The organism is Mesorhizobium terrae (assembly GCF_008727715.1).
GTDB classification, from domain to species: domain Bacteria; phylum Pseudomonadota; class Alphaproteobacteria; order Rhizobiales; family Rhizobiaceae; genus Mesorhizobium; species Mesorhizobium terrae.
Map to the genome: position 1 here is coordinate 4457135 of NZ_CP044218.1, position 14340 is coordinate 4471474.

The 14340-nt window shown below is 64.7% G+C and carries 14 protein-coding genes; 10 read left to right on the forward strand and 4 right to left on the reverse strand.

Features of this window, described 5'->3' with window-relative positions:
• Positions 1-95 precede the first annotated feature (95 nt).
• The 5 genes from FZF13_RS22675 (at position 96) to FZF13_RS22695 (ending at position 6450) form a co-directional block, all read left to right on the forward strand.
• Positions 96-833, forward strand: a complete 738-nt coding sequence (locus FZF13_RS22675; RefSeq protein WP_036254715.1) for an ABC transporter ATP-binding protein — start codon at positions 96-98, stop codon at positions 831-833.
• Positions 826-1539: an ABC transporter ATP-binding protein gene (locus tag FZF13_RS22680; protein WP_024922261.1), complete on the forward strand. Its 714-nt coding sequence runs from the start codon at positions 826-828 to the stop codon at positions 1537-1539. The genes FZF13_RS22675 and FZF13_RS22680 overlap by 8 nt, the downstream gene beginning before the upstream one ends.
• Positions 1539-2429 carry a branched-chain amino acid ABC transporter permease gene (locus tag FZF13_RS22685; RefSeq protein ID WP_024922262.1) on the forward strand — a complete coding sequence of 297 codons (891 nt, stop codon included), beginning with the start codon at positions 1539-1541 and terminating at the stop codon, positions 2427-2429. The genes FZF13_RS22680 and FZF13_RS22685 overlap by 1 nt, the downstream gene beginning before the upstream one ends.
• 4 nt (positions 2430-2433) lie before the next feature.
• On the forward strand, positions 2434-3399 hold the full coding sequence (locus tag FZF13_RS22690; RefSeq protein ID WP_024922263.1) for a branched-chain amino acid ABC transporter permease: 966 nt from the start codon (positions 2434-2436) through the stop codon (positions 3397-3399).
• A gap of 942 nt (positions 3400-4341) precedes the next feature.
• Entirely contained in the window at positions 4342-6450 is a 2109-nt protein-coding gene (locus FZF13_RS22695) for a molybdopterin-containing oxidoreductase family protein (protein WP_024926951.1), read from the forward strand.
• An 89-nt stretch (positions 6451-6539) separates the two neighbouring features.
• Here FZF13_RS22695 and FZF13_RS22700 read toward each other — a convergent pair whose 3' ends face one another.
• Positions 6540-7268, reverse strand: a complete 729-nt coding sequence (locus FZF13_RS22700; RefSeq protein WP_024926950.1) for a glutathione S-transferase family protein — start codon at positions 7266-7268, stop codon at positions 6540-6542.
• A 97-nt stretch (positions 7269-7365) separates the two neighbouring features.
• Between FZF13_RS22700 and FZF13_RS22705 the strand changes: the two genes are divergently transcribed.
• From FZF13_RS22705 to FZF13_RS22715, 3 genes are all read left to right on the forward strand, one after another.
• The gene (locus tag FZF13_RS22705; protein WP_024926949.1) at positions 7366-8283 is read left to right on the forward strand and encodes a LysR family transcriptional regulator; all 918 of its coding nucleotides are present in this window, start codon (positions 7366-7368) and stop codon (positions 8281-8283) included.
• Positions 8284-8368: 85 nt separating this feature from the next.
• Complete coding sequence (locus FZF13_RS22710) at positions 8369-9262, forward strand: cation diffusion facilitator family transporter (protein ID WP_024926948.1); 894 nt, start codon at positions 8369-8371, stop codon at positions 9260-9262.
• A gap of 401 nt (positions 9263-9663) precedes the next feature.
• Complete coding sequence (locus FZF13_RS22715) at positions 9664-10047, forward strand: hypothetical protein (protein ID WP_024926947.1); 384 nt, start codon at positions 9664-9666, stop codon at positions 10045-10047.
• Positions 10048-10059: 12 nt separating this feature from the next.
• Here FZF13_RS22715 and FZF13_RS22720 read toward each other — a convergent pair whose 3' ends face one another.
• From FZF13_RS22720 to purM, 3 genes are all read right to left on the reverse strand, one after another.
• Entirely contained in the window at positions 10060-10575 is a 516-nt protein-coding gene (locus FZF13_RS22720) for a SixA phosphatase family protein (RefSeq protein WP_024926946.1), read from the reverse strand.
• Positions 10576-10638: 63 nt separating this feature from the next.
• Positions 10639-11352: a phosphoribosylglycinamide formyltransferase gene (gene purN, locus FZF13_RS22725; protein ID WP_024926945.1), complete on the reverse strand. Its 714-nt coding sequence runs from the start codon at positions 11350-11352 to the stop codon at positions 10639-10641.
• A complete protein-coding gene (gene purM, locus FZF13_RS22730) occupies positions 11349-12413 on the reverse strand; it encodes a phosphoribosylformylglycinamidine cyclo-ligase (RefSeq protein WP_024926944.1) in 1065 nt (354 codons plus the stop codon). Before purM ends, purN begins: the two co-directional genes overlap by 4 nt.
• A 226-nt stretch (positions 12414-12639) precedes the next feature.
• Here purM and FZF13_RS22735 point away from each other — a divergent pair, with 226 nt between their 5' ends.
• Complete coding sequence (locus FZF13_RS22735; protein WP_024926943.1) at positions 12640-13197, forward strand: CDP-alcohol phosphatidyltransferase family protein; 558 nt, start codon at positions 12640-12642, stop codon at positions 13195-13197.
• Positions 13169-14335 (forward strand): AI-2E family transporter, encoded by a 1167-nt coding sequence (locus tag FZF13_RS22740; RefSeq protein ID WP_024926942.1) that lies wholly within the window; start codon positions 13169-13171, stop codon positions 14333-14335. The genes FZF13_RS22735 and FZF13_RS22740 overlap by 29 nt, the downstream gene beginning before the upstream one ends.
• The last annotated feature ends 5 nt before the right edge of the window (positions 14336-14340 follow it).

Below are 14340 nucleotides of genomic sequence, written 5' to 3' on the forward strand. Positions count from 1 at the left end.
CGTCGCCCCGTTCGTCCCGCACGAGGCCGCCGACCCGCCGCCGCCTGGCGCGCGGTTCGGCCGCCTGCCATAAAAATCGGGGAATGGAACACTTCATGCAGCCAGACGGGACGGTGCTTTGCCTCGAGGCGGTCACCAAGCGGTTCGGCGGTCTGGTCGTGCTGGATGGCATCGATCTTGCCGTCGGCCGCAGTGAACTGGTCGGCCTGATCGGGCCGAACGGCGCCGGCAAGTCGACGCTGTTCAACGTCATCACCGCCATCTACGCGCCGACGCGCGGCAAGGTGCTGTTCGGTGGACGCGACATCACCGGCGCGCAGCCGCACCATATCTGCCGTTTCGGCATCGCCCGCACCTTCCAGCTGGTGCGCACCTTTCTCACCATGACCGCCTTCGAAAATGTCATGGTCGGCGCCGTCTACGGCGGCGGCGGCCGTGTGCGCCACGCCGCCGAGGCGGCGGAGCAGGCGCTGGAACTGGTCGGACTTGCCGCCAAGCGCAACGTGACCACCGCCCATATGACGCTGTCCGACCGCCGGCTGCTCGAAATCGCCCGCGCGGTTGCCTCCAGCCCGGCGCTGCTCCTGCTCGACGAGCCGATGGCCGGGCTCAACCCGACCGAAATCCGCCAGATGGTCGAGGTCATCCGCCGCACGCGCTCGGAAAAGGGCATTTCCATCCTGTGGGTCGAGCACAAGGTCGACGCCATCATGAAGGTGTGCAGCCGGGTGGTCGTGCTCGACCACGGCGTCAAGATCGCCGACGGCACGCCCGCCGAAATCGTCGCCAACCGCAAAGTCATAGAGGCCTATCTTGGCGAACCGGCTGCTTGAAGTAAAAGATCTCGAAGTCGCCTATGGCGACGTGCGCGCGCTGTGGGGCGTCTCGATCCATGTCGAGGCGGGCACGGTGGTTGCCATCGTCGGCGCCAACGGCGCCGGCAAGACGACGCTGATGCGCGCCATTTCCGGTCTGTTGAAGCCGAAACGCGGCGAGATCCTGCTTTCCGGCGCTTCCCTGCTCAACCGCGCGCCGGAGGAGATCGCCGGCATGGGCATCGCCCATGTGCCGGAAGGGCGCGGCCTGTTTCGCCAGATGACGGTGCTGGAGAACCTTGAACTCGGCGCTTTCCAGCCAAAGGCCAGGGCTCGCATGAAGCAGTCGCTGGAGAAGGCCTATGCGCTGTTTCCGCGGCTCAAGGAGCGGGCAGGGCAGAAGGCCGGGTCGCTGTCGGGCGGCGAGCAGCAGATGCTGGCGATCGCACGCGCCACCATGTCGGAGCCGTCGCTGCTCATTCTCGACGAGCCGTCCATCGGCCTGTCGCCGCTGGTGGTGCAGCAGATGTTCAAGCTGATCGAGGAACTGCACCGGCAGGGTGTCACCATCCTGCTGGTCGAGCAGAACATCCACCAGGCGCTGAAGATCGCCGACCACGCCTTCGTGCTGAAGACCGGCGAGATCGCCATGCAGGGCACCGGCGCCGAGCTGATCGCCGATCCCGAAGTTCAGAAAGCCTATATGGGCGTATTGGAGCTGTGATGACCTTGCCCTCGCCGGACATCTTCCTGCAGCTATCCATCAACGGCGCGCTCGGCGGCGCCATGTATGGCGTCGCCGCCGTCGGCCTCAGCCTCATCTTCGGCACCATGCGGCTGATCTTCCTGGCGCAGGGCGCCATGATCATCCTGGCCGCCTATCTGGTGCGGGCGCTGTTCCAGCATCTCGGCATCGACCCGTTCCTGTCGCTCGCCATCATGGTGCCGGTCGGCTTCGGCGCGGGATGGCTGATCTACCAGGGCCTGTTCCGCAAGGCGGCGGCGGAAGAAGACCGCAACATCTCGCTGTTGATCGCGGTCGGCGTCATGTTCCTGGTGCAGAACCTGATGACGGTGATCTGGGGCGGCAACACCGCCGCCGTCGTCACCAGCTACACGGCAAGCGGCATCGAGTTTCTCGGCGTGCGCACCTCGTTCACCCGCTCGATGGGCTTTCTGATCGCGCTGGCCGGCACCGGGCTGGTGGTGCTGTTCCTGCGCAACACGCTAGTCGGCAAGGCGGTGAGGGCAGCCTCCGAGGACATGACGGCGGCGACGCTGATGGGCATCAGCCCGCACAAGGTCAATGCGATCGCCTTCGCCATCGGCATTGCGCTGGCCGGTGCAGCCGGCGTCGCTGTTGCTACAACATTTCCCTTCAACCCCTTTGCTGGGTTTATTTTTTCACTCAAGGCGCTGGTGGCGCTGGCGCTCGGCGGCATCGGCAATGTCGTCGGCGCGCTGGCCGGCGGCATCATCCTCGGGCTGATCGAGGCCTATGTGCAGTTCTTCATCTCCGGCGGCTGGACCAACGCCATCGCCTACGGCGTCTTCCTGGCCGTGCTGATGTTCAAACCCGAGGGCCTGTTCAGCCGGCCCTACAAGAAGGCGTAAGGCCATGTTTGCCCAAAACCGCATCTGGCTCGCCGCCGCCGTTGTCGTGCTCGCGCTGCTGCCGCTCTGGCCCGGCGTCATCGACAGCTACGCCTTTTCCTTCCTGTTCTTCGTGTTCGTCTACGCCATATTAGCGCAGGGCTGGAACCTGATCGCCGGCTTCGGCGGCCAGATCAGTCTCGGTTCGCACGCCTTCTTCGGGCTCGGCGCCTACACCACGGCCATCCTGTGGAGCGGCAACTATCTGTGGGGTTCGCTCTACCAGGCTTTCCCGCGCATCTATTATTTCGACCCGGTGACGATGGTGCTGAGCGGGCTGGTCGCGGCACTCGCCGCCGCGCTGATCGGCCTGCCGCTGCTCTCCAAATTGCGCGGCGACTATTTCGCGCTGGGCACGCTCGGCTTCGGCGAGATCGTCAAGGTGATGTTCGTCAACGGTGGCGATTTCACTGGCGGCGCCTTTGGCGTGGTGGCGCCGTCCAGCACGTTCGAGACGCTGATGCCGCATTACTGGACCGGGCTCGGCCTCACCGTCGGCACCGCGCTTGCCATAGGCTGGCTGATGCGCTCGCGTTACGGATTGGCGCTGATCGCGGTGCGCGACGACGAGATGGCCGCATCCGCCAACGGCATCGACACGCTGAAGGTCAAGGTCGCCGCCTTCGCCGCCAGCGCTTTCATCGCCGGCCTCGCCGGCAGCCTCTACACCTACTACATCTTCCATGTCGGCCCGGACTCGGTGTTCAGTCTCGACTGGATGCTGCTGCCGCTGATGATGACGGTGGTGGGCGGTACCGGCACCTTGCTCGGGCCGATCCTTGGCGCCTTCGTCATGTATGCGGTGTTCGATCTCGCCCGCATCTTCGTGCCGGACTACCACCCGATCATTTCTGGTCTCACCATCATCCTGGCCATGCTGTACCTGCCGAAAGGCCTGGCGCGCCTGCGCCCGGCCGCGGCGCGTGCATAAGGCCGGTTCGCGCAAGCGCAACCGTTCGCCACGCCGCCGTATTGCGTGTCGCGCATCGCCAGCGCATCCGAACCGCCTATGGCGCGGTGCAGGATGTGGATTGGATGCGCGGAGGAAGACGCAAGCCCAAAGAAAGAACCGTGTCCCTTCAATCCCTTGCCGAAAACCGCACGAAAACCACGCCCGGATTTGTCCACGCCACTCGCCTTCAGTTGACAATCGGCCCATCGCCCTCACGGGAACCTGGTGCGCACCGGGTATCAGGGAGGGCGCCGGTGCCGGACTGGCAGCGCTAACGGTGGCGCTGTCTGGTGACGAGCCCTAAGTCCGGGCCCTGGAAAAACCCGGCCGCCGAAAATGGCGGCTTCGAGGCCCGAAGTCTGCCGTCGCGAAGGACGGCGAGGTCGGTCCGGGGCAAGAACACTGGCGGGGCGCCCGGAAGGCGCCACGTATTATTACAGACAGGCACCGACCCGGCGCCCCGCTTCCCACCTCCCGCAACGGGAGTGTTTTTTGACAATGGCCAGGGCGGATTTCCGCAGCGTGGCGATGAATAGATGTATTCAACCCGCAACGCCTCCGTCATTCCGGGCAAGCGACCAAAGCGAGCGCCGACCCGGAACCCATTGGTCCTGGCGCGTCGAGCTCGGCCCGGTCCTCGTCTTGAACCGTTCTTGCAGTTGAATCGGCGCTGTGCGCTTCAGGGCGATCCACGCGAACCCAGGTCCCGGCCGTGCTGCTTATGGGTTCCGGGTCGGCGCTCGGCTCCGCCTCGCTGGCCCGGAATGACGAGTGCGTGGCCTTTTCCGGCGCCTTTGCCTTGCTCAGCCTGCCTTCAACGAAATTCGATTTCTCTCGTCGATGCGAAAACAGCCCGCGCTGCCTCCAGCTATCCACAAACTGGCCCTACACTGCGCGCCGGCAAACAGGTAAAAGGGCGCCATGAACACCCACGCCAAGATCCGTATCGGCCATTCGGCCTGCCCGCATGACTGCCCGTCGACCTGCGCGCTCGACGTCGAACTCCTGGGGCCCGACCGTATCGGCCGCGTGCATGGCGCCAAGGACAACAGCTACACGGCCGGAGTCGTTTGCGCCAAGGTGGCGCGTTACGCCGATCGCATCCACCATCCCGACCGGTTGATGAAGCCGCTGGTGCGGGCCGGCGCCAAGGGCGACGGCCAGTGGAAGGAATCCAGCTGGGAAGCCGCGCTCGACCTCGTCGCCGAAAAATTCATCGCGGCCGAGGAAAAATACGGCTCCGAGACGGTATGGCCCTATTTCTACGCCGGCACGATGGGGCTGGTGCAGCGCGACGGCATCGAGCGGCTGCGCCACGCCAAGAAATATTCCGGCTTCTTCGGTTCGATCTGCACCAATCTTGCCTGGACCGGCTATGTCATGGGCACCGGCGCGCTGCGCGGCTCCGATCCGCGCGAAATGGGCCGTTCCGATTGCATCGTCGTCTGGGGCACAAATGCGGTGGTGACCCAGGTCAATGTGATGACGCATGCGATCAAGGCCCGCAAGGAACGCGGCGCCAAGATCGTCGTCATCGACATCTATGAAAACGCCACCATGAAGCAGGCCGACATGGGCCTGGTGCTGAAGCCCGGCACCGACGGCGCGCTCGCCTGCGCGGTCATGCATGTGCTGTTTCGCGAAAACATGGCCGACCGCGCCTATCTCGAAAAATACACCGACGACCCGAAGGGGCTGGAAGCGCATCTTGCCGACAAGACACCGGAATGGGCGGCGGCGATCACCGGCCTCACCGTTGCCGAGATCGAGGCTTTTGCCCGCCTGATCGGCACGACGAAAAAGACGTTCTTCCGGCTGGGTTATGGTTTCGCGCGCCAGCGCAACGGCTCGGTCAACATGCACGCCGCGCTTTCCATCGCCGCCGTCACCGGCTGCTGGCAATATGAGGGCGGCGGCGCTTTCCATTCCAATTCAGGCATTTCCGGCTTCAAGTTCAACAAGGACTTGCTCGAAGGCGACCGCTACCGCGACCCCAAGGTGCGCTATCTCGATCATTCGCGCATCGGTCCGGTGCTGACCAATGCCGAGGATGCGCTCTATGGCGGCCCGCCGGTGACGGCGATGCTGATCCAGAACACCAATCCCATGAACGTCGCGCCCGAACAGCGGCTGGTGCGCCAGGGGCTCCTGCGCGAGGACCTGTTCACCTGCGTGCACGAGCAATTCATGACCGACACGGCCAAGTTGGCCGACGTGGTGCTGCCGGCCACCATGTTTTTGGAGCATGACGACGTCTACAAGGGCGGCGGCAACCAGCACATCACGCTGGGTCCGAAGCTGATCGAGCCGCCGGTCGGCCCGCGCACCAACCATTATGTCATCGAGGAATTGGCCAAGCGTCTGGGCGTTTCGCACCTGCCGGGCTTCGGCCTGACCGAGAAGGAACACATCAACGCGCTGCTCAAGAACCGCGACCTCGATTTCGACACGCTGCGCGAACAGCGCTGGGCCGACATGCAGCCGGATTTCGAGACCGCGCATTTCCTGAAAGGTTTTGGCCATCCCGACGGCAAGTTCCGCTTCAAGCCGCAATGGAACGGCGGCGCGGCACCCAACAAGCCGCCGAAGAGCATGGGCATTTTCGGCCCGGTCGAACAGCTGCCGGAATTCCCCGACCATGTCGACCTGATCGAGGTGGCGGATGCCGAGCATCCGTTCCGCCTGGCGACCTCGCCGGCGCGCAATTACCTGAATTCCAGCTTCGCCGAGACGCCGGTGTCGCAGGCCAAGGAAGTTCGGCCGGAGCTTCTGATCCATCCTGACGATGCCGAGGTGCTCGGACTTGCCGAAGGCGCGCGCGTCGAGGTCGGCAACCGGCGCGGCGAGGTAGTGCTGCATACGAAGTTCTTCGCCGGGTTGAAGCGTGGCGTCGTCATCGCCGAGGGCATCTGGCCGAATTCGGCGCATGAGCGCGGCGAGGGCATCAACGTGCTGACCGGCTCTGACGCGCCTGCGCCCTATGGCGGCGCGGCCGTTCACGACAACAAGGTCTGGGTGCGGGCGACTTAAGGCGCGGCACGAACCCGGCTTCGGTCGCAAGTTCAAAAAGATCGGGCGCCATCCACGGATGACGCCCGATCTCGTTCCAGGCGGAGCGTTTAGGCGGCGAGCGCGGCGCCGGTGTCGCGCAGCACGTCTTCCAGCGGGACCAGCCCCTTCATCGCGCCGCTGCCGATGGCCGGCTTGCCGTCCTCGATCGCCACGGCGAAGCGGAAGGCGGGATCGGCCTCGATCCGCTGGCGCAGCGCCAGGATGCGCGGATAGTCACGCGGGTCGATCGCCTTGTGGAACTCCACCCAGCGCGCCACGCCGGCAAACACCGCATCGGCAAGAGTCGGCTTGTCGCCGAGCAGATACGGGCTGTCGCCGATCATCGCCTCGAGCTGCTCGTGGCGCTTGGCGACGAAGCTGCGGCCGAATTTGCGTAGCGTCTCGCGCTCTTCCTCGGAGGCGTCGTCCGCCTCCAGCGCCACCCACATGGAGAAGAACGCGCCGGTGAAGCCGGTGTTGAGGAAGGCGATGTACTGGTGCATGCGGTCAGCTTCCGGCGTGCCGGGTTCGAAGCTGATGCGGCGCTCGGTGTCGCGCGCCTCCAGCCACAGCGCGATCGCCATGGTCTCGGTCAGCACGCGGCCCTCATCGGTGATCAGCACAGGCGTTTCCACCCGGCCGTTCAGGCGCTTGTAGGGGGCCTCGCGCATCTCGCCCAGCATGTCCACGCGGGTCAGGCGGTAGGGCTGGCCGAGCCATTCGAAGGCGGCGACGAGCCCGGCGGACGAGCCGAGCGGAAAGCCGGAGGTGAAGATCGGTTCGGAAATCGGTTTCATTTTGGTTCTCCGTTGTTGATGCAACGGATATAGATTCGTGGACTTTTGCCCGGTAGACTGACGAATTGAAACCCAATGTCTGCATGCGGAGACTTTGATGCTGAACCTCAACGATCTCCAGTTCTTTACCCAGGCGGTCGATAGCGGCGGCTTCGCATCCGCGGCCCGGCGCCTTGGCTTTCCGAAATCGACGATCAGCAAGCGGGTGGCCGCGCTGGAGGCGACACTCGGGGTGCAACTGATCCACCGCACGTCGCGCAATTTCACGCTGACCGATGTCGGACGCGACGTCTACGATCATGCCCGCGCCGCGATGATCGAGGCGGAAGCGGCCGAGGCCGTCGTGCATCGGCGCCTGGCGGAACCGAGCGGCATTGTGCGGATCACGACATCGGTACCGACCGCCCAGTTCCGGCTGGCGCCGCGCTTGCCGCTGCTTGCGCGCCAATATCCGAAGCTGCGTGTCCAGCTTCATGTCACCGATCGTTTCGTCGATCTGGTGCAGGACGGTTTCGACATCGCGGTCCGCAGCCATTTCGGGCCGCTGCCGGATTCCGATCTCGTCCATCGGCGCATGGGCAAGGAGAAGATCACGCTGGTCGCGGCGCCGTCCTATATCGCGGAGCGCGGCGAGCCTGCGACGCCCGAGGCCCTGAGCGACCATGAAGGATTGTTCAACAACATGACGATCAAGGCCTGGCGCCTCAGCGACGCGGAGGGGCGCACGGTTGAGGTCACCCCGCAGCCGCGCCTCTATGCGGACGAATCCGTACCGCTGTTGATGGCGGCGGAAGCGGGGCTGGGCGTCGTCTGCCTGCCGGAAATGATCTCGGCGCAGGCGCGGCGGCAAGGACGGTTGGTGCGGGTATTGCCGGGGTGGACCGCAGGCAGCGTCATCACCTCGATCCTGACGCCGCAAAAGCGCGGACAGCTTCCCGCCGTGCGCGCAGTGATCGATTTCCTGCTGCAGAAGGAGACGGTCGATACCTATGCGGCGGGATGGATGCATGGTTGATCGAAGCGCATCCGCGCGAGCCCGTGTCTTCCAATCGTTGCCAATATCGGTCTAGCGTGGGCCCGGATGCGATTTGGAGATTGCGATGAGCGGCGACCACCAGCACGGCGATCTTGAGACGACACCGGCCTCGCGACTGTGGATGGCGCTCGGGCTGACCGGCACCTTCCTGATCGTCGAGATCGTCGGCGGCATCGTTACCGGCAGCCTGGCGCTGATTTCCGACGCCATGCACATGCTGACCGACGCCATGGCCCTTGCCATCGCGTTGCTTGCCATTCGCATCGGCCGCCGGCAGGCGGATTTGCTGCGCACCTACGGCTACGCCCGCTTCGAGATACTGGCAGCGGCCTTCAACGCCATGCTGTTGCTGGCGGTGGCGTTCTACATTCTCTACGAGGCCTACAAGCGGTTGTTCGAGACGCAGGAGATCGCCTCGCTCGGCATGCTGGCCATCGCTGTTGTCGGCCTGCTGGTCAACCTGACGTCGATGCGACTGCTCACCAGCCACAAGGACAAGAGCCTCAACGTCAAGGGCGCCTATCTGGAAGTCTGGGCCGACATGCTGGGTTCGGTCGGCGTCATTGCCGGCGCGATCATCATCTGGCTGACCGGCTGGCAATGGGTGGATTCGCTGATCGCCGTCGGCATCGGCTTCATGGTCTTCCCGCGCACCTGGGTGCTGCTCAAGGAATGCGTCAACATCCTGCTCGAAGGCGTGCCGCCGGGCATGAAACTGTCGGAGGTCGAGGCTGCGATCGCCGGAACTCCTGGCGTCGCCTCGGTGCATGACCTGCATCTGTGGGCGATCACCCAGAGCAAGGTTTCGCTGACCGCGCATGCTGTGCTGGGCGAGGGCGCGGACGCCGAGACCGTTCGCCGGGCGGCTGAAACGGTGCTGCGCGAAAAGTTCGATCTGCACCACACCACGCTGCAGATGGAGCGCGAGACCTGTTCGCCGCTCGAGGCCATTCATTAGAGCGCCGCGCGTCCAATTGGACGCGCAAAGGACGCTCTAACGCTTTGAATCTGCTGCATCGTGCCTGCCGAAAATCGAATCCGATTTTCTGGCCGATGCAGTATGCCATGCGGCATTTTGGCATCGGCGCTTGCTCCTCTAGTCACTAGAGCATCTATCTTTGGTCCATGGCGCCGGCTTCGGTGTCTTAACGGATCAAGGAGGCCGATATGAGTTGGCACGGTTCCAGACAGAACAAGCACGGCGGTGGTTACGGAAATGGCGGCCATGGCAGTGGCGGGCATGGTTCGGGTTCGGGATGGGGGCGTTCCGGGCATGATCGTCGGGAAAACTTTCGTGACGAGCAGCCACCAGCAGGCAATCAACCGCCGAGAGGCGAGCGGCCAACACGGACGATCGACATGATGCCCGCCGGAGCGGTGTCGAGCATCCCGGCCATGTCCAAATTCGCCATCGTTGCAGCCATCGGCATCTTCCTGGCCTGGACGCTCTTGGCGGTCGCGGCCTATGGCCTGGTTGACGTGCTGGGCGGCTGGCTGTCCACCAACAGCGGTGTTCTGCTGCAGGGTGGCAAGGATGTGGCCGGCGCGGTCGGTGTCGGCAAGGAACTGGTCGACAAGGTCGATGTGCAGGGCACGGCGTCGCTCGTGCAGCAGGTCCTGGCGGGAGCATTGGTCATCGCCCGGCCGGCGATCGTCGCGTTATGGCTGCTCGGCGCGCTGGCGATTGTCGCCGCACCGTTCGCGCTTCGGCGGATGGGCTTGTTGCGACGCTCCGGCCACTGATCCCGGCTGCGTTTAGCCGAGATCCTTCGGTCGCAGGAAATGGGTGAGGGTGGCAGCGCCGGAGTCGAGCCTTGCCCAGTCGCCATCATATTCGAAAAGCGCCAGGGCGCCGGTCGGGAATTTCTCGCTCAAGGCTTTCGCCAGCTTGCGGTGCGACGTGTCGGCGATGAGGCTTCCAGCCAGGGTTTCAAGGCCGGGATTGTGGCCGACCACCATCAGCGTCTCGTCGGCTTCGTTATTGTTGCGTATTTCGGCCAGGATCGCATCAGCCGGCGCCTCGTAGAGCGCGTGCGAGAAACTTGCCTCGGGTCGTGAGGTCCATTCACCGGAGACCAGGCGCCAGGTTTCGAGGGTGCGCTCCGCCGACGAGACCAGGGCGCGGTCGGGCAGCCAGTTGCGCTGCGCGATGGTGCGCCCCATCAGCAATGCTGCCTCGATGCCGCGCGGCGCCAGCGGGCGCTCGACATCGGCGAGATCGGGATTGTCCCAGCTCGACTTGGCGTGGCGCAGCAGAAGAAGCCGTTTCATGACATGATCCTTGCGAGTGTGGTCAGACACAAACCACAGCGATATGTCGGCGGCGTGTCGGCCTTAAGGCGTGATGCGCGCCAGATGCTCCAGATCGACCTCGGCACGCAGCGGATTGGGCGCGGCGACCACGGTGCCTGACAGCGTATCGTTTTCGGCAAGGCCGGTAAACACGGTGCGGCCTTCCGCCATGCGCGCCTTGCCTTCCGCGACGAGCTTCAGCGCCATCGGGTAGATGTGGTGCTCGGCTTTCAGCACGCGCGCGGCAAGTGCGTCTTCGCTGTCGCCGAGCAAGACGGGCACTGCGGCCTGCGCGATGATCGGTCCTTCGTCCATGGCCGGCGTGACGAAATGCACGGTGCAGCCATGGATGCGCATTCCGGTTTCCAGCGCGCGCCGATGCGTGTCCAGGCCCTTGAAGGCGGGCAGCAGCGCGGGGTGGATGTTGATCATCCGGCCCTGCCATTTCTCGACGAACGGCGTGGTGAGCAGGCGCATATAGCCGGCCAGCGCCACCAGTTCGGTGCCGAGACCGGCAAGGGCGGCGTCGATCGCGGCGTCATGCGCTTCCTTGCTAGCATGGTCGGCGCGGGGAATGACCTGCGCCGGAATGCCACGCGCGATGGCAAGGCCAATGCCGGCGGCGTCCGACCTGTCGGAGATGACGCCGACGATCTCGGCCGGGAAGTCGGGATTGGCGGCAGCGGCGATCAGCGCGGTCATGTTGGAGCCGCGGCCGGAAATGAGGATCGCGGTGCGCTTGCGTTGTGGTCTCATAGGCCGATCGTTCCCCGATAAAGCACGCCGCTGTCGCGGCGCGGCACGATGCGGCCGATCGGCGTCACCGTCTCGCCGGCCTCCTGCAAAACGGCGGCGACTTGCGCTGCCTGGCCCGAGGCCACCACCACGACCATGCCGATGCCGCAGTTGAAGGTGCGCATCATCTCGTGCGGCGCGACGCCGCCCGTCTTGGCCAGCCACGAGAAGACCGGCGGCACGTCGATGGCGTCGAGGTCGAGCTCGGCTGAAAATTCCTTGGGCAGCACGCGCGGGATGTTGTCGGGAAAACCGCCGCCGGTGATGTGCGCCAGCGCCTTGATGCCATGCGTGTTGCGGATCGCCCTGAGGATCGACTTCACATAGATGCGGGTCGGCTCGAGCAGGGCCTCGGCCAGCGTCATGCCGGGCGCGAATGGTGCCTTTGCATCCCAGGCGAGGCCGCTCGCGGCGACGATGCGGCGGATCAGCGAATAGCCGTTGGAATGCGGCCCGGACGAGGCAAGCCCAAGCAGGACATCGCCCTCGACGATGTCGTTGGTCGGCAGCAGTTGACCACGCTCAGCCGCGCCGACGGCGAAACCCGCGAGGTCGTAGTCCTTTTCCTGGTACATGCCGGGCATTTCGGCGGTTTCGCCGCCGATCAGCGCGCAGCCGGCCTGGCGGCAGCCTTCGGCGATGCCGCTGACAATGGCTACGCCGTGATCCGGGTCGAGCTTTCCGGTGGCGAAATAATCGAGGAAGAACAGCGGTTCGGCGCCCTGCACGACGAGGTCGTTGACGCACATGGCGACGAGGTCGATGCCGATCGTGTCATGCTTCCCGGCGTCGATGGCGATTTTCAGCTTGGTGCCGACGCCGTCATTGGCGGCCACCAGAACCGGGTCCGAGAAGCCCGCGGCCTTGAGGTCGAACAGGCCGCCGAAGCCGCCGATCTCGCCGTCGGCGCCCGGGCGGCGGGTTGCCCGCACCAGCGGCTTGATCTTTTCCACCATCAGGTTGCCGGCGTCGATGTCGACGCCTGCATCGGCATAGGTAAGCCCGTTGGTTCGTTCGTTCATCGCTGTTCCCTGCTTGCGGGACGGTCCGGCGGGATCGACCGGCACCACCTTACCGCGTCACGCGGCTCTTCGCACGAACCGTCCGCCCCCGCAACCGCAAGAGGGCGGCAGGCGCGGTCGCCCGAGACAAATCCGTGGATAGCGCGGCTTGGTGCGCTGGTCTCTTGCGGTTCGGGTCGCCTTCGCTCATGTATCGCAGAGAACAAAGACGGGTCGCCTGTTGGTAATCACAATTCCCAACCTGATCTCCATCCTCCGCCTGCTCTTGGTGCCGGGCGTGGTGCTGGCCATGCTGCAAGCGCGCTGGGACTGGGCTTTCGCCGGCTTCGTGGTCGCCGGCATATCGGACGGCGTCGATGGTTTCATTGCCCGCCAGTTCAACCAGCGCTCACGGCTCGGCGCCTATCTCGACCCGATGGCGGACAAGCTTTTGCTGGTTTCCGTCTTCGTCGTCCTCGGCCTGGTCAACCAACTGCCGCTATGGCTGGTCGTGGCGGTGGTTTCCCGCGACGGGCTGATCATCTGCGCGGTGGTGCTGTCGTCGGTGATGGGCCATCCGGTCGAAATGAAGCCCCTGCTGGTTTCCAAGGCAAACACCGCAATCCAGATCATCCTGGCGGCGGAGGTGCTGGCCGAACTCACCTTCGGCATGCATCTCGATCCGCTTCGCTCGGCCCTGATAATCCTGTCCGGGCTCTTGACCGTGGCTTCGGCCGCAGCCTATCTCGTGGCTTGGCTGAGGCATATGAGCGGTAATGGCGAAGGCAACACTTCCGGAACCTGAACACGACGCGGCCGAGGCCCTGGCCGCCGCCGCATTCCGTCGGCAACTGCGCTTCTGGCTAATCAGCGCCATTGGCTTGATCGGTTTCCTCTATCTGTTCAGCGATATCCTGCTGCCTTTCGTGGCCGGCATGGTGCTTGCCTATTTCCTGGATCCCGTCGCCGATCGGCTCGAACGGCTTGGGCTGTCGCGTGTCATGGCGACGGTGGTGATCCTGATTGGCTTCATCGTCACCCTGGTTCTGGCCTTCGTGATCCTGGTGCCGGTGCTCGCCTCGCAGATGGCGGGTTTTGCCGCCAAGCTGCCCGAATATCTGACCCGCCTGCAGACGCTGGTCACCAGCTTCGATCCGAAATGGCTGGAACAGAAATTCGGCGTCGACGCAGCAGGGCTGAGGGAAGGGCTGAATTCGGCGCTGACCTCCGGCCTCGGCCTGCTGACCACCGTGTTCCAGTCGCTGTGGAATTCCGGCAAGGCGCTGGTTTCGGTGGTGTCGCTGTTCGTGATCACACCTGTGGTCGCCTTCTACATGCTGCTCGACTGGGACCGCATGGTCGGGACCGTCGACAAATGGGTGCCGCGCGATCATGTCGAGACGGTGCGCCAGATCGCCACCGACATTAACACGGCCACCGCCGGTTTCGTGCGCGGGCAGGGCACGCTCTGCCTTGTACTCGGCGCGATGTATGCGATCGGGCTGACGCTGACCGGCCTCAATTTCGGTATCCTGATCGGCCTGTTCGCCGGCCTGATCTCCTTCATTCCCTATGTCGGTTCGCTGACCGGCCTTGTTCTGGCGCTGGGCGTGGCGCTCGTCCAGTTCTGGCCGGATTGGGCGATGATCGTCGCCGTTGCCGGCGTCTTCTTCGTCGGACAGTTCATCGAGGGCAACATCTTGTCGCCGAAGCTGGTCGGCAAGAGCGTTGGGCTCCATCCGGTGTGGCTGATGTTCGCGCTGTTCGCCTTCGGCGCGCTGTTCGGCTTTGTCGGCCTGCTGATCGCGGTGCCTGCGGCTGCCGCCATCGCCGTGCTCGTCCGCTTCGCCATCTCCCGCTATCTCGAATCGCCGCTCTACAAGGGGCACGGTATCGAGCCACCACCTCTGGCCAGCCGGCGCGACAAGGCGCGGCGCGGATAAACCAG